The organism is Reichenbachiella carrageenanivorans, assembly GCF_025639805.1.
Lineage (GTDB): Bacteria > Bacteroidota > Bacteroidia > Cytophagales > Cyclobacteriaceae > Reichenbachiella > Reichenbachiella carrageenanivorans.
Map to the genome: position 1 here is coordinate 2,847,008 of NZ_CP106735.1, position 25,044 is coordinate 2,872,051.

Sequence of the window (25,044 nt, forward strand, 5' to 3'; positions counted from 1 at the left end):
ATTGCAAAATATGAAGACCTATCGAAAATAGCTCGTCGAGCGACCAACTTATATTTTTTTTAACATTAGTAATTCAAAAATTAGGCTGTCATTGAAGATTGTAACCTTACGATTCGTTGACAGCCAACAGTAAAGCGATTGGTGGTGTGCCTACGAAACATCCCTTATACTTTGCGGTACTTCTCCTGAGGGTTATTTGCCCAATAGGCTGCTACGGTCAGAAAAAGAAAAAGAACAAAACAGAGCCAACCCGCCATGTCGTACGAGCCTGTCCAAGACAAGGATTCGCTAAAAATGATGGGCCCAATAGAGCTGCCCAATACGACAAAAGTGATCGCGCGTCCAGAGATGGCCCCAAGGTGCTGCGTGCCATAAAATCGAGGCCAGGTGACAGACAAAATCACACCGTATAAACCTAACATGATGCCGTTTCCTCCGATCAAGACATAGAGCATCCAAGGCCATTCGTTCAGCAGGATCATGCCTAGCACGGCAGTCATCGACCCTATGCCCATGATGTAGAGTAAGTATTTTAGCTTGATGTGATCACTCAGGCTGCTTACAGATAGTGTCACAATAACGGCGATAATGGAAGAGGGTAGAAAGATCGAAATGGCTGTACTTCTTAGGTAATTACCAGTTTCGAAAATAGAGACAACATTGAAAGTGAACCCCGTCCAATAAAAAGCCTGCATAGCTAGCATCATCGCAAAGACCCAGAAGGCGAAGTTGCCCATTGCATCTTTCAGCGTGTAGGATTTGACTACTGGAAATTTGTTGACTTTGCTGTTTTTTTTGACTTGATAATCCCCGTCGGGTTTTAGTCCACTTTTTTCAGGATTGTCTCTAAAGAAGAATAATATAATTAAAGGAAATCCCAGACCACCTACAGCTGCCAAGATCAGCCAGGCGTCTTTCCATCCAAAATCCAAAATGAGCATTTCGAACAATACAGGAGCCGAGGAAAAAGTAAGGGAAGTCACTACATTAGAAAAGCCCATGGCAAAGCCTCTGCGTTTTTCAAACCACTTCATCATCATGTTTCGAGACACCAAGGTTAGTGCACCTTGCCCTGTAAATCGAAGTGCGGCAAAGCCAATGTACATAATGAGAAAATTACCCACAGGCCCTACCAGAAAATCAGGCAAAAAGCCTTGGATATGGTCTGTTTGACTCAAAAACAAGAGCGTAATTCCCATGCCAACGGAGGCAAGGATGGCAATTGGTCTTACACCATATTTGTCATACTGCGCACCTACCCATGTCAGAAATGAGGCACTGGTGATCGTACCGCACATATAGGCGAAACTTAGTTCGCTTCGGCTCATACCCAAGGCTTCTATGAGACTGTCCGTAAAGGTGGAAACACCCATGGTCTGCCCAGGAATACTCATGGTGATACCTAATGTACCAAGAACAATGATCGCCCATCCATAGAAGAAAGGGCTTTTGCCTGGATGAAAGGGCCAATTGGAAAAGGAGGTGATTTTAGACATGAAAGTGTATATATAAGATATAAAAAAAAGCCCAGTAAAATACTGAGCTTTTCGATTTGTAAATTTTTATTTCACTTACAAGTGAACAGCTTCTCCGTAGGCATCTTCTACGGCATCTTTGATGGCCTCAGACATGGTAGGGTGAGGGTGTACAGCTTTCATGATTTCGTGACCTGTGGTCTCTAGTTTCCTAGATACTACAGCTTCAGCGATCATTTCAGTCACATTGGCACCGATCAAGTGACAGCCCAACCACTCGCCATATTTGGCGTCGAAAATTACTTTTACGAAGCCTTCTGGGTTTCCTCCCGCTTGTGCTTTCCCAGAAGCAGAGAATGGGAATTTGCCCACTTTGATTTCGTAGCCAGCTTCTTTAGCAGCCTTCTCAGTCATGCCTACAGAAGCAATCTCTGGAGAGCAATAGGTACATCCTGGGATGTTACCATAGTCTAGCGGCTCTGGTGAGTGCCCGCATATTTTTTCAGCACAAATGATGGCTTCAGCAGAGGCTACGTGAGCCAATGCAGGTCCGTGTACGATATCGCCGATGGCATAGATGCCAGGAATATTGGTTTTGTAGTAATCATCGACTAAGATTTTACCTTTGTCGGTCATCACGCCTACATCTTCTAGGCCAATGCCTTCGAGGTTAGATGATACACCTACGGCAGAAAGTACGATATCGCATTCGATTTGTTCTTCGCCTTTTTTGGTTTTCACTGATACCTTACAAGTTTTTCCTTTGGTGTCTACAGCAGTCACTTCAGAGTCCGTCATGATTTTCATGCCTGCTTTTTTGAAGGACCTTGCGAGCTGCTTAGAGATATCTTCGTCCTCTACAGGTACAATGTTTGGCAAGTACTCTACGATGGTCACTTCAGTGCCAATAGAGTTGTAGAAGTAAGCGAACTCTACGCCGATTGCACCAGAGCCTACGATGACCATTTTCTTAGGCTGCTTGGGCAAGTTCATCGCCTCTCTGTAGCCAATGATTTTTTTGCCGTCGATAGGCAAGTTTGGCAATTCTCTTGAGCGTCCACCAGTAGCCACGATGATGTGGTCAGCTGTATAGTTTTCTGATTTGCCTTTGTCGTCTGTGACTATTACGGTTTTGTTGGCGGCCAATTTACCGAAACCGAGCAATTGATCAATTTTGTTTTTCTTGAAAAGAAACTGGATGCCTTTGCTCATGCCATCGGCCACACCACGACTTCTTTTTACCATGCCTGAAAAATCAGCCTTAGGGTCTTTTACGCTGATGCCATAGTCTTCTGCGTGAGATAAGTATTCAAATACTTGCGCACTTTTGAGTAGGGCTTTGGTAGGGATACATCCCCAGTTGAGACAGATGCCACCGATTTCGGCTTTTTCTACTACTGCCACTTTTTTTCCTAATTGAGATGCTCTGATCGCTGCTACATAACCTCCCGGTCCGCTACCGATCACTATAAGATCATATTTGTTCGCCATAATTTTTGCTTTGTGGATAATAAAATTGGCTGGCCCGTCAGCCTCAAAAAACTAGCGCAAATTTAATCGCTTTGCCTAGAGAAAAAAACTTATTTGGAATAGTGAATGGTTAAATCCATGTTAAACCTGAAACAGCGTTAAACCTTAATGTATCATGCAGGTTAAATTCAAGATAGGAGAGATGCATTCGATTGGCATTTAGCTAAAGCAAAAAAAAATGCCCCTTACCTACTGGAGGTAAGGGGCATTTTAGAACTTAATGTCTTGATACGATTAGCCAATCGCCTTTGCGATGGTTTCTCCGATATCGGCAGGAGAGTTTACCACGTGAAGTCCACATTCAGTCATGATCTTCATTTTAGCTTCAGCTGTGTCGTCTGCGCCACCGATGATTGCACCAGCATGACCCATTCTTTTTCCTTTAGGAGCAGTTTGTCCTGCGATAAATCCAACTACAGGCTTTGGATTGCCTTGTGCTTTGATCCATCTGGCAGCTTCTGCTTCGTAGTTTCCTCCGATCTCACCGATCATTACGATGGCGTCTGTTTCTGGGTCGTTCATCAAAAGTTCTACTGCTGCTTTTGTAGATGTACCGATGATTGGATCGCCTCCGATACCAATAGCGGTAGAGATCCCCAATCCTGCTTTTACTACTTGGTCAGCTGCTTCGTAAGTCAAAGTACCAGATTTAGATACGATACCGATTCTTCCTTTTTTGAAAACAAAGCCTGGCATGATGCCTACTTTGGCCTCTCCTGGGGTGATTACGCCTGGGCAGTTAGGGCCGATCAAGGTTACGTCTCTGTTTTGGATGTATTTTTTGGCCGCTACCATGTCTTTTACAGGGATGCCTTCTGTGATCGTGATAATCACAGCGATACCTGCATCAGCAGCCTCCATGATTGCGTCAGCAGCAAATGCTGGCGGCACGAAAATAATTGAAACGTTAGCGCCAGCTTGGTCTACGGCTTCTTTTACTGTGTTGAACACAGGCTTGTCCAGATGAGTCTGACCACCTTTGCCAGGAGTCACTCCGCCTACTACATTACTTCCGTACTCGATCATCTGCGTTGCGTGAAAGGTACCCTCAGTGCCAGTAAAGCCCTGAACTATGATTTTCGAATCTTTATTTACTAATACGCTCATGCTATTTCAATTTTGGTGCAAAAATAGGATAATAAATGGCATAATCAAGGGCTCTGGGAAGAGTTGAGCAAGTTATTGAATGAATAATTGACCCAGATTAGAGATATGCGGATTGCTAGTCGTTGATATTGATTGGGTTAGGCCATTTTTGAATAGGAGACCGTCATGTATTTGTCGATAAATTCACGGATACACCCATCACCACCATTTCGCTTTAAAACAAGGTCTACATAAGAGACTACTTCGTCGGCAGCATCTGCAGGGCAAGCCGAAATGCCTACTTTTTTCATGGCGGGGATGTCGTTGAGGTCGTCGCCTATAAATGCAATTTCGCTTAGGTCTAAGTCAAGTTCGCTACACCAGCCTTCGATGATTTCGTCTTTTTCTTCTAGGCCTGTATAAATATGCGATACACCTAGCATTTGGCCTCTAGCTTGTATAGCGCCGCCAGAGAAGCTGTGACTCACAATGCCCACTCGGATACCTTTTTTGATGAGCATTCGAATACCCAGACCATCACGTGCGTGAAATTGTTTGAATTGTTGGCCTTCCTCGGTTACATTGATACGACCGTCAGTCATGGTGCCGTCTACATCGAGGATGAGCATTTTAATTTTTTCTGTGTTGATCATGATTAGTCTTTAGGTTCATAAACTCGCAACAAAGAAACGATCTAATTTGAAAAATCAAACATCCGAAGGTGCATTTCAGAGATTAAGTTTTACGCTTTAGCGAAAAAGTATGGGTGTGTAGCCGATAAAAATTTTCTGCTTTCCAAAACTTACTATATTGGCAAACTCAAAAGAGTGAGCAGCTAGGATTTGAGCTGTGAAGGTTTAGTAAGAAAGTATTTTAAAATAAGTATATGTCAGAGCAAAAGGGGAGTATGATCGTACCGATCTCAATAGTAGCAGGGTTGTTTGCCACATTAGGATTTATCACTTGGGTGAATGGGGCCTTGATTCCATTTATGAAATCTATCTGTGAACTTACAGATGCAGAGTCGTTTTTGGTGGCGTCGGCTTCTTATATCTCCTTTTGTGTGATGGCATTGCCGGCCTCGTTTATCCTTCAAAAAATTGGTTATAAAAAAGGCATGTCTTTCGGCTTGCTGCTGATGGCTGCTGGGGCGTTGGTCTTTATTCCAGCTGCTTCGTCTCGGACGTACTTTGTTTTTCTTACGGGTATTTTTATCCAAGGGGCGGGCATGACGCTCTTGCAGACGGCCGTCAATCCATACATTACCATTCTAGGGCCAATGGAAAGTGCCGCCAAGCGTATCTCCATCATGGGTATTTGCAATAAGGCCGCGGGTGCTATCGGATCAGTGATTTTTGGTACACTACTCCTTTCGGGAATCAATGAAAAAAATGAAATGCTAGCCGCAGTGGGTGAGGCAGAAAAGGAGACCTTACTCAATACCATGGCAAGTGGTGTCGTGACTCCATATATTGTTATGGCCGCGGTATTGGTCGTGTTGGCCTTGCTGATTCGAGTAGCGCCGCTGCCAGATATAGAGGCACCAGAGTCCGACGAAACCAACGAGTCTGGCGTGTCCAAAACCAGTATTTTTCAATTTCCACATTTGTGGTTGGGCGTGCTTACGCTATTCACCTATGTGGGCGCAGAAGTGATTGCAGGGGACTCCATTATTAAGTATGGTTTGACTCTTGGTCTTGACAACGCAGAGTTTTTTACCTCTTTTACTTTAGGTGCGATGATTGTAACTTACCTGCTAGGTGTGGTACTTATTCCTAAATTCATTAGTCAAGAAACTGCGTTAAAAATTAGCGCCATATTAGGCATCATATTTTCATTCTGTATCTTATTTACTACAGGGTTTACCTCTGTATTGTTTGTAGCTTCGCTAGGTATCGCCAATGCATTGGTTTGGCCAGCGGTTTGGCCGTTGGCTTTGAATGGGTTAGGAAAATTCACTAAAACAGCCTCAGCTCTATTGGTAATGGGTATTTCTGGAGGAGCGGTGATCCCGCCACTATATGGGGCATTGGAGGATGCTAAGAAAGCAGCGCTGACGGCAGAGGGGGCTGTAGATGTAGCTGCTACGGCCGCTACAGGTAGCTACTGGATTTTGTTGCCTTGCTATGCGGTAATCTTATTTTATGCGTTTTCTGGGCACAGAATAGGCTTAAATAAAAAATAAGTAATTGGTTGATAGAAGTCGTATGTGTTGACATGCGACGCTTGCCCCATCCTTTTGTAAAAAGCCACTTAATGGTTTGACATAGAGACATAGAGTATTTTTTTTACCTAAGCCTAATGAGACTTTCAGTACATACAGGTTTAGAGTGCAAGGTTTTGGGTTAGATGGCCGTCCTAAATAATGTTTTGGGGCGGCTTTTTTGTCTCCTATCGTCCATAGCTACCATTGATGTATTTTTTGATGGTAAAATTGGTAATTTTTCTACCTTGCATAATTAGAACTAATTTCCAATTGAAATGATAAAACTTAAAACGTACACCAAAATTTTCCTGCTTGCTAGTGCGGTCTTAATTCTTGGTTGTGAACCGACCAACCAAGAATCTAAGGAGGAGGTTGAGGTAGTGAGTCTAGACCTTTCGCTTAGAGACACTACCACATTGCCTAGCCAAAATTTCTACAGATATGCTAATGGTACTTGGCTAGACAAGACCGAAATCCCTGCTGATAGATCCGCTTGGGGGAGCTTTCATGAACTCTTCGAAAACAATGAAAAAGTACTCAGTTTTGTGCTTGAGCAAGCCACCAAAGGCGAGCTCTACGACGAAAATTCTAACGAAATAAAAGCAGCTAATTTCTACGCTTCGGCTATGGATTCGTTGGCTATCGAGCAGCAAGGTACTGAGCCTCTCATGCCTATGCTTGCACGCATAGACGAGCTAGTTAGCAAAGATGATATGGAGGGCACATTGTCAGCCTTGCAAATGATCGGGGTGACACCACTTTTCAATATTTATGTGGGTATAGATGATAAGCAGACGGATCGTTACATTATGAATGTGACACAGTCGGGTTTAGGGCTTCCTGATCGGGATTATTACTTCAGAGAAGACAAAACAGGACAGGATATTATTGCTGGTTACAAGGCTTTTATTACCAAAATTTTTGTATTGGTAGGAGAGGATTCATTAGCAGCAGCGAGCAAGGCAGAAAATATTTATGCTTTGGAGGCAGAGTTGGCAGCCAACTCGATGACCCGACTAGAACGCAGAAACCCTGAGACGAACTATAATAAAATCACGCTGGCAGAACTGCAAGAGAATAGCAGTTGGTTGGACTGGAATCGTTTTTTTAAAGGGATCGGAGTCAACGGTATCAGTGAGATTAATGTAAACCAGTTGGATTATATCACTAAACTCACAGACGTGATTGGCTCGGCAAACTTAGCTGACATCAAAGATTACCTCAAGTTGAGATTGATCAGTTCGAATACAGGCTATTTGTCGAACGACTTTGTAATGACTGCTTTCAATTTTTATAGCAAGCAACTATCGGGGCAGCAAGAAATGAGGCCACGATCAAAAAGGATGGTAAATGCCACCAATGGCAACTTGGGCGATGCTTTGAGCAAGCTTTATGTAGATGAGGTGTTTCCCCCTGAGGCGAAAGCCAAGTGCTTAGAAATGGTAAATAACATCAAAGCGGCTATGCACAAACGCATAGATGGCTTGACGTGGATGAGCGACGAGACCAAGAAGGAAGCGCACATGAAATTGAAAAAACTCAAGGTGAAAATAGGATACCCAGACGAGTGGAAAGACTATGGTAGCGTGGAGATTACTAAAGATAATTTTCTTCAAAATAGATGGAATGCCAATGCTTTTGCCAACTCGGAGAACTTTGGAAAACTGGGCAAGCCCATCGATCCAAACGAATGGCATATGGCTGCTTCTGTAGTGAATGCCTACTATAATCCACCAGCCAATGAAATCGTATTTCCAGCGGGTATTTTGCAGCCTCCGTTCTACAATTACAAGGCTGATGAAGCCGTAAATTACGGTGGGATTGGCGCTGTGATAGGCCATGAAATCACGCATGGATTCGACGATAGCGGTAGGAAATATAATCACGAAGGACAATTGAAAGATTGGTGGACAGAAGAAGATGGAGCTGAATTTGAAAGGCGTGCAGAAGTAATGGTGGCTCAGTACAATAGCTTCACTGTGCAGGATACACTTCATGTGAATGGCAAGTTGACACTTGGAGAAAATATTGCAGACCTTGGTGGAATGCTGATTGCCTACGATGCACTGCAAATGTTTTATGATAAAAACGGGAGGCCAGACAACATCGATGGGATGACACCAGAGCAGCGCTTCTTTATGTCGCAGGCCACCCTATGGAGAGGTAAATATAGACCAGAGCTAGAGCAGCGCCTACTGATCGGAGACACACACTCACCAGGCAAGTTTAGAGTAAATGGCCCTGTGTCTAGCATGACGGCATTTTACGATGCCTTTGGGATCAAAGAAGGTGATGCGCTTTGGAGATCTGAAGATGAACGTGTGGATATTTGGTAAAAAGCCAAAATCCTTGTAGCTTTTCCCTTACAACTAAACCAAGATTAATATGGGTAAAGGAGATGTTAAAACTAAAAAAGGAAAAATTAGCAAAGGGTCTTTTGGCGTAAGCCGACCACATAAAAAGAAGGCTGTAGTCGTAGAGAAGCCTAAAGCTAAAAAGAAAAAATAGCCCTAGGCTAGGGTTTGTTTGAAACAAAAAGAGGGGTTGAGGATTTAGAAAGTTTCTAAATTCTCAACCCCTCAATATTTTAGAGGAGTGGTGTTTAGTTTGTTTCTTTAAATAGGTGTGGTTTTCTCTTGTTGTATAGATTCTATAAAGTCTATCTAATATTAGAATGGTAAAGACAGTTTTTTCTAACTTTCCTTATGAACTTACCCAAACCACTCCTGCTAGCTGTCCTATTTTCGCTATTCTTTTGTAGTGCTCGTGCTCAAATCGATAGCCTGAAATCAGTGCTAAAAACGGCTGAGGGAGTGCCTCGTGTGCAGCTACTCAATAAGATTTCGTTTACCTACGGTTATTCCAACTTCGATTCGGCGCGATACTACGGAGAGCTTGCACTGGCATCGGCTCAGACTTTGGGCTATATCAAAGAAGAGCTTGAGGCTATGATCAATGTCAGTTATTCCTATTTCGATGAAGGACGAACGGATACGGCTATCTATATAACTAAAATCTGTCTGGTAAATGCACATGATCAAGGTCAGTTCCTACCCGAGATGGATGCCTATTTGGCTTTGGGTAATTTTTATGATGATAAAAACAAACTGGATAGTGCAGCATGGGCTTACAGCCAAAACATATCGATAGGCAAGGAAAACGATAGGGTGCAAAAAACGACAGCAGCCGTTGGGAACTTAGGCAATCTCTACAAACAACAAGGCTTGTATGATCTGGCTATTGGCCAATATGTAGCTGCAGCAGAGCTCAATTTGAGCATGGGCAATGTGAATAAACAGGCCAATTATCTAGCAAATATTGGTTTTATCTATTTAGAGACGGATGCCTATGAGCAAGCCTTGACTTATTTTACAGAAGCCTATGATTTAGTTAAGGATTCAGATTATAACAGAAATAAGTGGCATGCTTTGACTGGTAAGAGCTTGGTGCATGTCAATTTGAAACAGTACGAACAAGCCATGGAGGGGTTTGAAATGATATTGAAAGAAGCCAAAGAATCAGGCGATCCTTATCAGGTTCCTTCGACCTTACACAATTTGGCTGATCTCAGCAATGAACAAGGAGAGCATAAAAAGGCTTTGGTTTATTGTCTGGAGGCATTGGAGCGGTTTGAGGCTTTGCAGTCACAGGTAGCAATCACTCAAACACACAGTTTATTATGTTCTATTTATGGGGAACTCGGTCAAACGAATCAGGCCTTACTACACTGCGATACCGCATGGGCTTTGGCAAAAGCTCACGAACTGTCTGCCACTTTTCAAGACATTTATGAGATAAAGTCTAATGTTTTGAGTGGTGCATTAAGATATGAGGAGGCCTATGCTACTCGATTGCAATACGAAAAGACGAAAGATGAACGCCAAAGTGCCGCAAGAGCGCGTAATATAGAAGCACTCAATACACAATTCAAAACCAAGGAAAAAGAACTCCAAATCAAAGTACAAGAAGAGCAGCTGGCTGGTCAAGAGACGTTCATTAAACAGCAGCGAGCCATCCAATTGCTGATCTTGGTGGTACTACTATTCGTGGTTGGTTTGGCGATGGTCATTTGGAAAAACAATAAAAAACAACGCACTGTAAATGCACAACTCAGCGAACAAAAAGAGATTATCGAAAGAACAAGTAAAGAGCGGGAGACCCTGCTCAAAGAAATACATCACCGGGTAAAAAACAATTTGCAAGTTATCTCCAGCTTACTCAGTATGCAGTCTCGGCAGATGGAAGACGGGGAGGCCAAAATTGCGGTACGCGAAGGTCAAAGTAGGATCAAGTCCATGTCGCTCATTCACCAAAAACTATATAGCCAGGATGAACTGTCGAGAATCAATATGAGCGAGTATATAGATGAACTCAGCCACTTTTTGTTTAAAAGCTATAAGGCCAATAATCATATAGAGGCCGTCATCAACACGCAGCGATGCCTTTTGGATGTCGATACAGCAGTGCCTCTCGGACTAATCATTAATGAGCTCATCGCCAATGCCCTAAAGTACGCCTTTGACGGAGATCAGATGGGTGTTGTACAGGTCAATTTAGAGTCGAATGGCGAGGAATACAAACTCCGAATCAGCGACAACGGCAAGGGACTGCCTGAGGGTTGGAATACGGGAAAAAGCATGGGCATGCGTCTGGTTCATATCTTGGTCGATCAGATCGACGGTACCCTTCACATAGATGGAGACAGCGGCACTTCGTTTACCATCACTTTTAGAGACACTCAGGCTGCCTAGGGTTTAGCAGGAGTAGATTCAAATTTGTAATACAAATTCCCGTAGTTCAAATACATTATTCTGCTGTTCGTCCCAGCAACAGAAAAAAAGTAAGGGATTGTCTATTTATTAGCGTCTTTCACAAACTAATAAATAGAGATTATGAAATCACTTATACTACTAGTGAGGCTGATGACCTTGATGATTCTACTCACGTTTTTGCAATCCTGTGACCTTGATGAGCTTCTTGGCAAAGAAGAAGATCCCGATTTTGGAAAAGAACTGCCTGCCAAAATACAAGGCAGCTGGTACAACGCCTCTGGTGTATGGCTGTACGAAATAGGTACGGATACGGAAGAAGGCTATTACATTCAGACAGAAGACGTTCAATATTTTTACACCGAGTATGACTTGACCTCTGGCGTATACACGGTTTTGGCAGAATCTCTAGATGGTAATGAGGCACAGTTTTACATCATCCCTGGTAGTGAAAGCTACATCATGGCTATTTCGCAGGAATCACCGAGTTCTGGGCTCGTGACTGTATGGAATGATATAGAGCTGATAGGCTCTGGCGAAGTGTCTGGAGGAGGTTTGCCAACCACGATGTACGATGGTTGGTATAACGCCAATAGCATCTGGTTGTGGAGCATACAAAAGAGCACCCCTGATAATTATGTGCAAACAGGTAATGTGAAGTACTATTTTGAGGAAGCAGATGTGTCTTTGTCTAACGAAGCGTATAAGGTATTAGGAGTTTCTGCTTCGGGTACAGCCAGGACTTTTTATTTCAAACACGGAGCTAATACTTCTGAACTTCAAGCTAGTACGGTTTCTTCTACTTCTGGTTTTGAGACGTATTGGAATGCGGTGTCTAATATCCCACTACCGCATGCGTTGTTTACAGCTTCTAGTGGAAACATAGCCACTGGGGAGTCTGTACAATTCAATGATTATGCCTCCTATGCCGTGAAATATTTATGGACATTTGAAGGAGGAACGCCTGCTACCTCTTCGGATAAAAATCCAAAGGTAACTTATAATTCGGCAGGTGAATTCAAAGTGTCTTTGAAGGTGACCAACTATGCTGGGACGCATACCGAAGAAAAAGATAATTATATTAAAGTATCCGCTTCCTCAGTGACCCGAGGTTTTGCTTGGTGTGGCAACCCTACTAGTATTAGTTATACACCAAGTACTAGTTATTCCTACAATTCTAAAGGAGGAGCCATTTCAGTTACAAGATCCACTACGGGTTCATATGCGGTCAGATTTGCGGGCATGTCTATGAGCAATGCCCATGTGCAGGCTTCATTATATGGCGATTCCGAAGGAGCCGTTAGAGTTTTGAGTTGGTCTAATTCAGGTGCCGATTTGGTTGTAGACGTACGCACATTTGATAATGAGGCTAACTTGGCTGACCGTACCTTCAATATATTCGTGACGGGGACAGGTTTTGAAGGCGCTTATTTATATGCTAGTGAGGAGTCGTTGGGCAGTTATACACCTACTACTACCAAATCCTATAACAGTAGTGGAGGAAGTCCTACCATCACCAGTTCTTCTGTTGGTACATACAAAGTCAAGATACCAGGTGCAGGTAGCAGCTTAGGCAATGTACAAGTAACAGCCGCAGGGGCAGTAAGTGCTATTGCAAAAGTTAAAGAATGGAGTATCCTAGGGAACGATTTGATCATAGAGGTACGCACTTACCATTCTGGTACTGGAGCACTGAAAGATGCTGAATTTAATCTCTTATACACTAAAAATTTGACTAATGTCAAAGGGGCTTATGGCTACGCACTATATGAGACTGCTACTACGGCCTATACGCCAAGCCGTACGAGTAATTCTGCCACAGGAACCATGTATATGAGGAAAATAGAGACAGGGTCATATGAAGTAATTGTATCTAATCAAGCAGGAAGCGGAAATACCATTTTAGTAACCGCACATGGAAATAATAACTATAAGGCGAGTGTGTCTAGTTGGTCTTCGTATGGAGCGGATCTAAAGGCGTATGTCAATACCTACAATAGTAATGGAGTACTTACAGATGCTGAATTTACCTTTTTTACCATTTACCAAGATTAACCTAGTTGCGCTTTCTAGTTTGTGAAAAGACGATTGATTGATTCAAGCGAACTGGTTTTTTTAAAAATGAAAGCACCACTTGCAAACGGCAGTGGTGCTTTTTGTTTTTTTATACATTCGTTTTGATTTAAGAATTAGCCTGTGAAATTGGGTGAGTTACTTTTAGTTCTAGGCCTTATGGTGTAAAAAACGTTAAGTAATGCCTAGCCAGAGAGGCAAAATGGCCTTTGGAAAGAAGAGCATACACCCTTTCACATCTTTTGTCTAGCTTTGCCAAATGGCAGTGAAGCACGAACTAAAGGATTGGCTACCCATTACTAAAAAGGAACTGGAAGCACATGGGTGGGACGAATTGGATGTGGTGATCATCTCTGGTGACGCCTATGTGGATCATCCAGCTTTTGGTGGTGCGGTAATTGGGCGAATCATCGAGTCGGCTGGCTATCGTGTGGGCATCATCCCGCAGCCCAACTGGCAAGACGACCTTCGTGACTTTAAGAAATTTGGCAAACCCAAATTGTTTTTTGGAGTGACCTCAGGCTGTATGGATTCGATGGTGAATCACTACACGGCCAACAAACGAAAACGCTCCAACGATGCCTATACACCTGGTGGAGAGGCTGGCTTCCGACCCGACTATGCCACCATCACCTATAGCAAAATCCTCAAAGAAATTTATCCAGATGTTCCCGTTGTGATTGGCGGCGTAGAAGCCAGCCTCAGACGCGTGACGCACTACGACTATTGGTCAGACCAACTGATGCCTTCTATCTTGGTAGATAGTGGAGCCGATCTGCTGGTGTATGGCATGGGAGAGCAGCCCTTGCGGGAAATCATGAGTTTGTTGGGCAAAGGCGTGCCGTTTCATCAGCTCACCAATATCCCACAGACCAGTTATAAAATGCCTCGACAAGAGGACGTGCCAGCACACAAAGACTGGAAAGACATTGTTCTGAATACCCATGAAAAATGCTTGCGCGACAAGAAATCTTATGCTTCTAATTTTAAGCATGTAGAACAGGAGTCTAATAAGCTTAGAGCAGATCGTATCATACAGGCAGCGGGTGATTTTAATGTGGTAATCAATCCGCCGTACTACACCATGACGGAACAGGAGATTGACCAGTCGTTTGATATGAACTACACCAGACTGCCTCATCCTAAATACAACAAGCGAGGACCAATACCCGCTTATGAGATGATCAAGTTTTCGATCAACATGCACAGAGGGTGTTTTGGTGGTTGTAGTTTCTGTACTATTTCTGCACATCAGGGCAAATTCATCGCCAGTAGGAGTCAGGATTCTATTATGAAGGAAGTAGATCAGGTGGTGAATATGCCAGATTTCAAAGGCTATATCTCAGACCTAGGAGGCCCTTCGGCCAATATGTACGGACTGAAAGGCAAGGTGCAAGAAATCTGCGATAGGTGTGTGAGCCCGTCTTGTATCCATCCTGTGATCTGTAGTAACTTGGATACGGATCACAGCCAGATGACGGAGCTTTACCGCAAGGTAGACAAACACCCGAAGGTGAAAAAGGCATTCGTAGGCAGTGGCATTCGCTATGACCTGCTCACCAAAAGCTACAACAAAGATGCTAACGATAGCATAGACGAATACATGGAGCAATTGATTACTCGCCATGTGTCTGGTAGACTGAAAGTAGCACCCGAGCATACTGCCGATGATACTTTGAAGATTATGCGAAAGCCGTCTTTCAAGCATTTCCATGAATTCAAAAAGAAATACGACAAAATCAATGAGAAGCATCAGCTCAATCAGCAGCTGATTCCTTATTTTATATCTAGCCACCCGGGCTGCAAGGAGGAGGACATGGCCAATCTAGCGGCAGAGACCAAAGATATGGGCTTCCGATTAGAGCAGGTACAGGATTTTACACCTACGCCCATGACCGTGGCCACGGTCATTTACTACTCAGGGTACCACCCATACACCATGCAGCGGCTATTCACGCCCAAGTCCGAGAAAGAAAAGCGCAACCAGCACATGTTCTTCTTTTGGCACAAGAGCGAATACCGCCAGCGCATCAAAGATAAGCTGCAAAGTAAGGGTAGGGAAGATCTGATCGAAAGACTGCTCAGTAACAGACCACCACAAAAGTCGTTTGGGCAGAAAAAGACGGAATCGGCAGGTACGTTTGGTAAGAAAAAATCATTTGCAGGCAAGCGATCGGGGAAGAGTAGGAGGAAGTAACCCCTACGTTTTACTCTAATGAGTAACTCTTGGATGCGCTTGTGCCTCTTTTCGATTGGCAATATGTTTTGCTATAAGCGAAATATTATTTTCAAAATGGTGTTAACATTTTGCTTATTGTTTTGCTTCAGAAGCATATTCTTTGGCTTTTTTATAACCATATGCTATCATTTCTGCTGATCTGTCGAAATCAAGTGTACCACAGATGTTTCTAGGGATTACGATTTCGATATCTGGAGGATACGCAGCTAGTTTTTGCCTAGCTATCGTACTTTGCATGGCATCAAACGCTTTGTCAGCAATGGTGTACATGCTCCAACTTTGTTCTGTTACCACCGTGCTTTTTAATTTTAAGCTATCAACAAAGCCCGTAATTCTGTTTTGAAAAGGTGAAATTGCTTTAGAAGAAGTAAACTCATTCGTAATGTTTATAGGAGGGCCTCCAAGATTTACAGCTATTGTTAGGTCTGTATTGTCACCAAAAGTAGGGGCTATAGGCACTGGGTTTAGTACACCACCATCAATCAATTTTATTCCATTATAATCTACAGGGGTGAAAAATAAAGGCAAAGAAACTGACGCTCGAATAGCATCAAATAGAGATCCTGAATTTAACCATATTTCTTTTTCTGTATCTATAGCTGCGGCAACAGCTGTATAGGGAATAGGAAGATCCTCAATTTTGACATTGCCTATGAGGTTGATTAAAGTGTCAATCATTTTATCTCCTTTGAATAGACCACTACCATCCCAGGAAATATCAAGTAGAGATACAATGTCGGACTTGGTAATGGAACACATCCATTCTTCCAAAATTTCAAGTTTTCCTAAAGCATAAGCACCCCCTATGACTGACCCTATGGAGCAACTTGAAATGGACTTTATTTCATAATCATTTTCTTGAAGCCATCTAATAACTCCAATATGGGCGAGGCCTCTGGCTCCTCCACTACCTAGGACAAGAGAAACGGTCTTTTTATTTGATTGCATTAGATTAATAATTTATGGATATGAAGATAGCTCAATTAGCTAATTCCCATACCGTTCTGGGTCACCTCGTTGGGTTGGATCAGTCGGAGCTTGCCGTCGTGGTCTTCGGCCATCAGGATCATGCCTTGCGATTCTATGTCCATAATCATCAAGATGTTGGTTCTTTGTTTTTTCTGGGCTGAACCAGTGGCATGTAAAAAAACACATACTACTATGGGCGTCCAAAATGATTTGTTTGTTCTTATGGTTTTTGGTTTAAGATGAAAACCCTCCAAGGATTTCATACCCTTGGAGGGTTTTACTAGCTTAACATTACTTCACAAATTCCAAATCATTATTTAGGAGTAAAACTTCCAGACTCTTGTCTTACGGGGTATTCTTTAAAAGTAGCCATGAAATTCGCTACCACATCTTTCAATGGCTCAAAAGCAAACATACGTTTGAGTAACCAGTCGTCATAGTAAGAAGAGCTTTCCATGGCTGATTCAAATGGGTCTGCATATAAATCAACCAATAGAGGTGCTTTATGTGGGGTTTGCATTTCAGTCCATGCGCCGAGTCCTTCATGGTCTTGTGTGGAGAAGTGAAACTTCCAACGTCCAATACGAACTGCTCCCAAAGTGCCATCATCTACAAAGGCAAAGAACTCATTACGAGGACCATTTTTCTCTTTTCCTGTGAGGTAAGGCATAAAGTTGTAACCATCCAAGTGCACCTTGAACCCTTGATATCCACTCAATAATTTGCCTTTGACATTGTCCTCACCAGCAGCAGCCACCAATGTTGGCAAACAGTCTTCTAAAGAAATGATTTCATTTGAGACTTTTCCAGCTTCAATTTTACCAGGCCACTTGATCATAAAAGGCACTCTCAGGCCACCTTCCCAAGTAGTGGCTTTTTCACCTCTAAACGGATTGGTGCCACCATCAGGCCATGAAAACTTCTCAGCGCCATTGTCTGTGGTGTAAATGACAATGGTGTTGTCCGCAATCCCAAGTTCCTCAAGCTTATCCAGCAACTGGCCAACTTGTTGGTCATGCTGAGCATAACCATCTGCATTGATACCTAGACCAGTTTTTCCTTCATACTCATCAGGTAGATGCGTAAAAATGTGCATTCTGGTAGTATTGAACCAACAGAAGAAAGGTTTGTCTGCTTTGCTCTGCTCTTCTATAAAATCCATCGTTCCATTCAAAAATTCCTGGTCGATGGTCTCCATACGCTTCTTCGTCAAAGGTCCCGTATCCTGAACTTTACCATCTGCAGTTGCTTTGATCACACCTCTTGGCCCATATTCTTTTCTAAACTTGGGGTCTTTAGGATAATCAGGGTTTTCTGGCTCTTCTTCTGCATTCAAATGGTACAAATTCCCAAAGAAAACATCAAAGCCATGGTTGGTTGGAAGAAACTTATCTAAGTCACCTAAGTGGTTTTTTCCAAACTGTCCACTGGAGTATCCAAGTGGCTTCAGCATCTCAGCGATAGTTGGGTCTTCCTTTTGTAATCCTATAGGGTCTCCAGGCATTCCGATTTTGAGCAGCCCTGTTCTTTTGGGAGATTGCCCTGTAATAAACGCGGCTCTTCCAGCTGTGCAACTTTGCTGTGCATATGCATCGGTAAAACGCATACCCTCCTTAGCTATGCGGTCTATGTTGGGAGTAGTATAACCCATCATACCGCTGTTGTAAGCACTGGTATTGAACCAGCCTATGTCGTCACCCATGATCACCAGGATGTTGGGTTTTTTGTTTTTTTTCTGTGCGTGGACCAGTGGCATGCAAAAAAAACATGCGACTATGAGCGTCCAAATTGATTTGTTTGTCCTCATGGTTTTGGTTTAAAATGAAAATCTTGAAAGAAGTTAAAAAAACTCCAAGGGTTTTAAACCCTTGGAGGGTTAATGTTCTATGTTATTTCACCTTCACAAAGTCGCCCGGCTTGTATGTACGGTCGAAGAAAGCCTGCTCTGGTCCATAGAAGCGGAACAAGCTAAACCAGCCTCTGCCAGGTACGGTTTTGATGAAGTTGGACTTGTTGTCTGGATTGTCTGGCCCTATGAAGAAGGTCACTGAACCGTCTTCGTTGGCTACCAACTCGTTCATGGTATTGAGAGAAGGATAAACTTGCCCCTCGGCATCTACACCCGCTGCGGTCTCTGCGTCATACAAAGTGAGTGAGGTAAACAGCTTGGCAGGCATATCAGCAGGGAAGGTAATTTCATAGCTGTTTTCACCCATCAGGTAGTTGCCTTCGCTGTCTTTGTAAGCATTGCCATATTTGGCTCCCAAGCCGACGATAGACGACATCATACCTGTACTGATCGAGTAGTGATTGATGTACATGTGCGCTTTGGCATTGACATCTGTATGCTTGGTCACTCTGTCTCTAAATTCCTCGTCTATCAAAGTATGCATAAAATCATCAAGCTCTGTATGTGCATGAGCGACCCATTTGCGGTCGTTCCACCACAGTCCGTCAGGCTCTCCGTCAAAATTAGCCGCGATGTTTTTGGCCATGCGCCAAGCTGTCTCGGCAGCCTGACCTAGTAGTTCCTTTTGGCGAGCTGTCGGGTTGAATTTCCCTCCTTTTTTGATGCCCATAGCTGCCAATGTGCCGTGCATATAGGGATCGATATTGTCCACTCGGTCGCTTTGGATAAAACGATTGAGCATTTCGAAATACGAGTAATCATGCGCAAACAAAGCATAAGAAGGGATGTCAGAGGCTTGCTGAAAATCCATCGGCTTAGCCTCACCCTCTAGCGGGTAAATCTTGATCCCCTGTACTGCGTCTACGCCAGGCTGTAGGTTGTCCACAGATTGGAAAAAACCACGTTGGAAGATAAACACGCCATTGGTTTTGCTGGTGTAGAGGTAATAGCCTTCGGGTACTTCTCCGTCATAGCCCTCGGGTACGATCAGGTACTTGCCTCCTTTGCCTCGATCTGGGCCAGGGAAGCCAATGTCGCCCAAGAAGCGGGTACCATCGGGGCGCTCTGGTCCTTCGAGTGGTCTGTGCCAAAAGTCATCCAACAATCCCTGTAGCATCGGAGGCACATCCAGCACCAAAGGACCTGTTTTGCTCAGATCGGCAAAACCCAGTGCATAAATCACATCCGAGTTGGGCGTAGTGATGATCGTTTGGGGCTTTAGTCTTTTCTCAAAGACTGAGATTACATTGTAGCCTTCTCCAAAGGTCTTGCCTAGCCCTTCTTTCATAGCGTACATATTGACTGCCGGCAATGCCCACAGATAGGTTTGCGTGGCACGTTGGAAATAAAGTTCTTCGTCCAGTGTGCGTGACACCTCCGCTGTAGGGTACCCCCCCTCAAGCGGCAGACTAGCCAAACTTTCATAGTGATTAGGTTCAGTAGCAGCACTTTGCTGCTTTTCTTGACGCTGGCAGGCTGTGAGTAATACTGCGGTAGCCAAGGATAGGTTTAAGATGTGGTTTTTCATAATATAAAATTAACAATTACAGGTTGAAAATATTTTGTAGTACGCTCACTAGTTGCTGTCAACTGTAGCTTGGCTGGCTGACACTATCACCGCCCATCACGGTAAACTGTCCAAACCTCTGAATGACCGAAAGGAACAAAAATGAAAATAAGATAGATTGTTTCATGGTTATAAAGGTTTATGGTAGTTGTGAATTAATACATGTCAGCTTTAGAAAGCTATATGTATGTGTTATTCTCCCAAGTCAGCCTGGATATCACTCAATTATCCTTTGATGCTCAATCTTTAAGAGAGACTCTGATATGTTACACGCTATGGTTCATGATCGTTATTTATAAAAGGTCCTTGTCAAATGTGATTTGACCATAACTGTACTTAGTTAGAAATAAAGTTAAAGTTATAATGATTGCTTTTTTCATGTTTGATTTGAGAGGTACAATTGGTGCTTGACTATTTACCCAGTTTTTTATTGCAAATCCATTCCGTGGAGTATGAATATACTTTGTGTCTTTTTAAAGTGCTTTATTTTTTCTCAGAAGGGCTGCGGTTAGGCTTAGCCAAAGTCGAATGTAATCCAATGTGAAGAAAATAACAAGCCTATGATTTGTGTGAGGGGTGGTTATAGACGAAATTTTCAACAAATCTTATATAGACAGGCTTGACTGAATTATTAATACCAAAATATGGCTGTAAACTAAAAACAGCTCTTGGTGATAAAGTCAAGAGCTGTTTTTAGTTTAGTGTTTTGTAAGCGGATTAGCTAATTCCCATACCGTTCTGGGTCACCTCGTTGGGTTGGATCAGTCGGAGCTTGCCGTCGTGGTCTTCGGCCATCAGGATCATGCCTTGCGATTCTATGCCCATGATGGCTCTAGGTGCCAGGTTCATCAAGACCGTCACTTGCTTGCCGATCATTTCTTCGGGGCTGTAGTGCTTGGCGATACCACTCAAAATGGTACGCGTATCTACACCAGTGTCTACTTTAAACTTCAGTAGCTTGTTGGACTTAGGTACTTTTTCGGCTTCGAGAATGGTGCCCGTGCGGATGTCCATTTTCATAAAATCGTCAAAAGTCACCTCTGGCTTCTGAGGAGCTACTTCTACATCTTCTACTATCGCTGGTTCGTTGGCAGTTGTTGCCTTTAGTTTGGCTACTTGTTTTTCCACTAGTTTATCTTCTATTTTTTCAAACAATAAGGCTGGCTTCTCTATGTTTTGTCCAGCCAGTAGGATATTGGCAGATCCTGCTTCGTCCCATTTTTCTCCATCCATATTGAGCATGGTAGAGATTTTTTCGGCTGTTCTTGGTAGGAATGGCTCACAAAGAATGGATAAGTTGGCAGCGATTTGCAAGGCCACATTCAAGATCGTAGCCGTTCGTTTTTCATCAGTTTTGATCAGCTTCCAAGGTTCCGTATCGGCCAGGTATTTGTTGCCCAGTCTAGCCAAATCCATCAAATGAGACAGTGCTTCTCTAAAGCGATACTTGTCAATGCTATCCGCTATTTTGTCGGGGAAAGTGGCCATTTCCTTAATGACCTGCTCATCTACTCCTTCTACATGGGCAGCGGGCAATTTACCATCAAAATATTTGTGAGTGAGGACTACGGCACGGTTCACGAAATTCCCAAAAATAGCCACTAACTCGTTGTTGACTCTGGCTTGGTAATCTTTCCATACAAATTCGCTGTCCTTAGTCTCTGGCGCAATAGATGTCAGTACATATCTTAGTTCGTCTTCCTTTCCTGGAAATTCGTCTAGGTATTCGTGCAACCAAACGGCCCAGTTTCTCGACGTAGATATTTTCTCTCCTTCAAGGTTTAAAAATTCGTTGGCAGGTACATTTTCTGGTAAGATGTATCCGCCGTGGGCATGAAGAATCGCAGGAAATATGATGCAATGGAAGACGATGTTGTCTTTGCCAATGAAGTGAATCAAGCAAGATTCATCTTCAGGATTGTCTTGTGTTTTCCAGTAGTCCTCCCAGTTTTTGTTGTTTTCTTTTGCCCAGTCTTTTGTGGCTGAGATATAGCCGATGGGTGCATCCAGCCATACATACAATTTTTTTCCTTCGGCGTGTGGGAGCGGCACATCCACACCCCAGTCGAGGTCTCTGGTCATAGCACGAGGTTGTAATCCTTCTTTTAGCCATGAGCTACATTGTCCGTAGACGTTGGTTTTCCATTCGCCTTTTTTGCCTTCTATCAGCCATTCTTCTAGCCAAGGCTGGTATTTGTCTAGTGGCAGGTACCAGTGTTTGGTGGTTTTCAAGACGGGCGTTTTTCCACTTAGCGTGGAAATGGGGTTGATCAAGTCAGTGGCGTTGAGCGAGGTACCACATTTTTCGCATTGGTCGCCATAGGCAGCAGGGTGGCTGCACTTGGGACAAGTGCCCGTCACGTACCTATCAGCAAGAAACTGTTTGTACTCTTCGTCGTAAAATTGCTCTGATTTCTTTTCGGTAAATTCTCCTTTTTCATAGAGATTTAGAAAAAACTCCTGAGAAGTCTTGTGGTGAACTTTTTTGGATGTCCGATGATACATGTCGAACGAAATGCCAAACCTTTCGAAAGTATCCTTGTTGATTTTGTGATACTTGTCTATGATCTCTTGAGGTGTGGTGTCTTCTTTCTTGGCTCTGAGCGTAATAGCTGCTCCGTGCTCGTCGCTACCACAGACGTAGGCTACTTCTTTTCCTTTGCTACGAAGATAGCGCACATAGGTATCTGCAGGCAAGTAGGCTCCAGCGATGTGACCAATATGTAAGGGGCCATTCGCATAAGGAAGGGCAGAAGTGACAGTGTATCTTTTGAACTCTTTTTGCACGGATTTTTTTTCGGCAAAGATAGAAATATTCGAAAGCTCTCAGATGGATTTAATAGTTATTTAAAATCTGAAATTTAATACACTCATTTTTTGGTAACTTGTGTCAAACCAATCCTATTTCAAATTGTCTCCAGACCTGATATATTTATTAGACAAGAATGGTTACACGGTTTTTCAGACCAGCGATCATTTTGTGGTTCGCAAACAGGTATTCGCATCATGGGGCGTGTTGGGCTTGTTTTTGTCGTTGGGCGCTATATTTTTTGCTATTGGCGTTTATGTCATTTCATTTGAGAATGTACTTGGATCAGGGGTGCTTGTTATGGCTGTGGGATTGATTTTGATATTTGCACCGTTCTTCAATTATCTCACGGCAGCCTATCGTAGTCTGGTCATTGACAAAAAACACAAAACCATTCTGTTTAGAGCTGGTTTTTCCAGAGCGTACCTTTTCACGGAAGTGAAAGAAATGAAACTCGAAGTGCAAGATAGATACGCTGATGCCAATGCCTTTTCAGATTCGAATAAAGAATTTTACTATACCATTTCGGCTTATATGGCACGAGGAGATAGAGAAGAATTGCTTACGCTAAAATTCAGAAATGAAGATAACGAGCGACTAATGTTTGATTTGAAAGACTATATGCAGACACTGCTGACCTACAATTGCTAATACTTGATGTGTAAGTTTTTTCGAGTGAGTATGAGCATCATAAAATCGGGGTCTTGGTGCATTATGCGTACAAAAATAAAACTGCTGCCTTGTAGTATTGCCATGGCTCCACGCTGTTTCGAAAACCCATACCATCTTTTTAGTTTTTTATCATAATTCAACGGTACCTCTGGTGCTTCTAGGTAGGTTGAGATTTTTGCTTTGGCTTCAGCTTCGCATTGAGACTTGGAAGTCGCTAGTTCTTGAGAGAAGGTAATTTTTTCGTCGTACTCATTGGTTAGTGCTAAGAAGACTGGCGAAGGCCTATCGGTGCCATCTGCAGTGATACTAAACCCATCTGGTATGTTGAACCGTAGTCCCAACCCCTCATTTTCATACACTGGATTTTCGTAGTAGAATGGAAGGATTTGATGAGATACAGCGTATTTCTTATCGCCGAGGAGAAAATTTTGGACTTGTATGTCCTTGAGCTTAGGCATGCTTTCTAAATAAGCCTGATGGATATTTTGCCCTGGTTGGCTTCTGTACAATACGATTTGTAATGCGGGATTTAGTGGGGTATCACTTGTTAGGTCGTAGCTCTTCCAGTTGTCATCGATGACCAGCTCTACCCATGTTTTTGCTGTCCAAAACCATTGCGCATAAGCGTACCCGTAGACCAACCGTGCCGGAATACCTAATGCTTGGGTAAGCGCAATGAGAGCCAAATGCGGATAATCATTCGTGCGTGCGTAGTGGACAAGACGCTTGAGGTTTTGTGACCTGCTCAGCGAGTCGACGGTGAGTGAATCGACGAGGGCTTTTGCTTGGCCATGTGACCAAAGAAATGCGGTAGATGTGAGGTATGCCGTGTCGACGTCTAGTACAGGCTGTGAGGTCTGTCGGATGCTGATCCTGTACCAGCTGCTGTCGGCTTTGGAAATGCTCTGATTGGGGTAGAATGCTGAGGAGTAATTGATACTGTCAAGGCCTTGGACGTCTACGCGGATCTTTTGTATACGCTTGGGGTCTGGCAGTCGCACATTGGATCGCAACTGATGGGGGGTGAAGGTGGTCGTGTTGAAAAATTGAGCAAATGAGGGATTGCTGACAAGTGTCATCTTTATTTCTCCGAAAGGGGAGGGAGAGCGAGCTTCTATTAAGCGAAATTGTTTGTCGTATTTTTGAAGTGTCGTTTTGGTATCATTGATGGTCTCTTTTACTAGCCAGTATTTCTGCGCTTTTTCGATGCTAAAGTCAATTAGTTCACGCGTGACCTTGATTGGCTGATTCAGCTCGGTGGAGTAGGTATGATAACAGAAAGAAGCCCCAATGGAGTCGAGTAGAACGGTGCTCATGCACTTGATTTTGTCAGGCCCTATCAGGTTGGGCCAAGTCGCTTGTTGAGTGAGGAGGCCGTCAGGAGACACGAAAGACAAAGAGTCGTGTAGGAAGGTCACATCAAAACGTAAAGTGTCTCTGAAAAACTGTGTCCAAGAGATGGAGGAGAGAAGGCCTGCGTCTGATTCCACGAAGTGTGTTTGGGTATGGTAGGAGAGGGTATCGTCGAGCGTGAGGATTTCAAGGTCGAGAGAGGAGAAGGTATGTGTGTAGCCGCTATGTTCAGTGCTTTGACGGAAAGCGCCTGTTCTGTGATGGTCTATTTCTATTTGGTACTGGAGCGTTTGTCCTATGGAGAGGTGAAAGACGCAAAAAAAACTAAGTATTAGGGCAGGTATCTTCATTGAAAAATGTTGATTTCAATCTTTAGAACAATATAAA

Annotated in this window: 17 protein-coding genes; 7 read left to right on the forward strand and 10 right to left on the reverse strand. The window is 43.3% G+C overall.

Annotated elements, in window-relative coordinates; translation table 11 throughout:
- Positions 1-164: 164 nt before the first annotated feature.
- The 4 genes from N7E81_RS11250 to N7E81_RS11265 all read right to left on the reverse strand — a co-directional run bounded on the left by N7E81_RS11250 (position 165) and on the right by N7E81_RS11265 (position 4,744).
- Positions 165-1,496, reverse strand: a complete 1,332-nt coding sequence (locus tag N7E81_RS11250; protein WP_263049688.1) for an MFS transporter — start codon at positions 1,494-1,496, stop codon at positions 165-167.
- A gap of 75 nt (positions 1,497-1,571) precedes the next feature.
- Complete coding sequence (lpdA, locus tag N7E81_RS11255; protein ID WP_263049689.1) at positions 1,572-2,966, reverse strand: dihydrolipoyl dehydrogenase; 1,395 nt, start codon at positions 2,964-2,966, stop codon at positions 1,572-1,574.
- 273 nt (positions 2,967-3,239) lie between these two features.
- Positions 3,240-4,112, reverse strand: coding sequence for a succinate--CoA ligase subunit alpha (sucD, locus tag N7E81_RS11260; protein WP_263049690.1), 873 nt, complete (start codon positions 4,110-4,112; stop codon positions 3,240-3,242).
- Between the two features lie 137 nt (positions 4,113-4,249).
- Entirely contained in the window at positions 4,250-4,744 is a 495-nt protein-coding gene (locus N7E81_RS11265) for a KdsC family phosphatase (protein WP_263049691.1), read from the reverse strand.
- Between the two features lie 233 nt (positions 4,745-4,977).
- Between N7E81_RS11265 and N7E81_RS11270 the strand changes: the two genes are divergently transcribed.
- From N7E81_RS11270 to N7E81_RS11295, 6 genes are all read left to right on the forward strand, one after another.
- Positions 4,978-6,276, forward strand: coding sequence for a sugar MFS transporter (locus N7E81_RS11270; RefSeq protein WP_263049692.1), 1,299 nt, complete (start codon positions 4,978-4,980; stop codon positions 6,274-6,276).
- A 296-nt stretch (positions 6,277-6,572) separates the two neighbouring features.
- A complete protein-coding gene (locus N7E81_RS11275) occupies positions 6,573-8,633 on the forward strand; it encodes a M13 family metallopeptidase (protein WP_263049693.1) in 2,061 nt (686 codons plus the stop codon).
- A gap of 49 nt (positions 8,634-8,682) precedes the next feature.
- Positions 8,683-8,805, forward strand: a complete 123-nt coding sequence (locus tag N7E81_RS19400; protein WP_263049694.1) for a 30S ribosomal protein THX — start codon at positions 8,683-8,685, stop codon at positions 8,803-8,805.
- A gap of 197 nt (positions 8,806-9,002) precedes the next feature.
- Complete coding sequence (locus tag N7E81_RS11285) at positions 9,003-11,048, forward strand: tetratricopeptide repeat-containing sensor histidine kinase (RefSeq protein ID WP_263049695.1); 2,046 nt, start codon at positions 9,003-9,005, stop codon at positions 11,046-11,048.
- 141 nt (positions 11,049-11,189) lie between these two features.
- Positions 11,190-13,121 (forward strand): PKD domain-containing protein, encoded by a 1,932-nt coding sequence (locus N7E81_RS11290; protein WP_263049696.1) that lies wholly within the window; start codon positions 11,190-11,192, stop codon positions 13,119-13,121.
- Between the two features lie 277 nt (positions 13,122-13,398).
- Positions 13,399-15,336: a YgiQ family radical SAM protein gene (locus tag N7E81_RS11295; protein WP_263049697.1), complete on the forward strand. Its 1,938-nt coding sequence runs from the start codon at positions 13,399-13,401 to the stop codon at positions 15,334-15,336.
- A 114-nt stretch (positions 15,337-15,450) separates the two neighbouring features.
- On the opposite strand, the gene N7E81_RS11300 is transcribed toward N7E81_RS11295, so the two are convergent.
- The 5 genes from N7E81_RS11300 to metG all read right to left on the reverse strand — a co-directional run bounded on the left by N7E81_RS11300 (position 15,451) and on the right by metG (position 22,631).
- Entirely contained in the window at positions 15,451-16,326 is an 876-nt protein-coding gene (locus N7E81_RS11300; protein ID WP_263049698.1) for a patatin-like phospholipase family protein, read from the reverse strand.
- 35 nt (positions 16,327-16,361) lie between these two features.
- Complete coding sequence (locus tag N7E81_RS11305; protein ID WP_263049699.1) at positions 16,362-16,610, reverse strand: hypothetical protein; 249 nt, start codon at positions 16,608-16,610, stop codon at positions 16,362-16,364.
- A gap of 50 nt (positions 16,611-16,660) precedes the next feature.
- Positions 16,661-18,154: an arylsulfatase gene (locus tag N7E81_RS11310; RefSeq protein WP_317624039.1), complete on the reverse strand. Its 1,494-nt coding sequence runs from the start codon at positions 18,152-18,154 to the stop codon at positions 16,661-16,663.
- Between the two features lie 82 nt (positions 18,155-18,236).
- Complete coding sequence (locus N7E81_RS11315; protein WP_263049700.1) at positions 18,237-19,784, reverse strand: DUF1254 domain-containing protein; 1,548 nt, start codon at positions 19,782-19,784, stop codon at positions 18,237-18,239.
- 756 nt (positions 19,785-20,540) lie between these two features.
- Entirely contained in the window at positions 20,541-22,631 is a 2,091-nt protein-coding gene (metG, locus tag N7E81_RS11320; protein ID WP_263053079.1) for a methionine--tRNA ligase, read from the reverse strand.
- A gap of 79 nt (positions 22,632-22,710) precedes the next feature.
- On the opposite strand from metG, the gene N7E81_RS11325 reads away from it, so the two are divergent.
- A complete protein-coding gene (locus N7E81_RS11325) occupies positions 22,711-23,283 on the forward strand; it encodes a hypothetical protein (RefSeq protein WP_263049701.1) in 573 nt (190 codons plus the stop codon).
- Here the strand turns inward: N7E81_RS11325 and N7E81_RS11330 are convergent.
- Positions 23,280-25,007, reverse strand: coding sequence for a transglutaminase domain-containing protein (locus N7E81_RS11330; protein WP_263049702.1), 1,728 nt, complete (start codon positions 25,005-25,007; stop codon positions 23,280-23,282). The two genes, N7E81_RS11325 and N7E81_RS11330, sit on opposite strands and share 4 nt — an antisense overlap.
- Positions 25,008-25,044 lie beyond the last annotated feature (37 nt).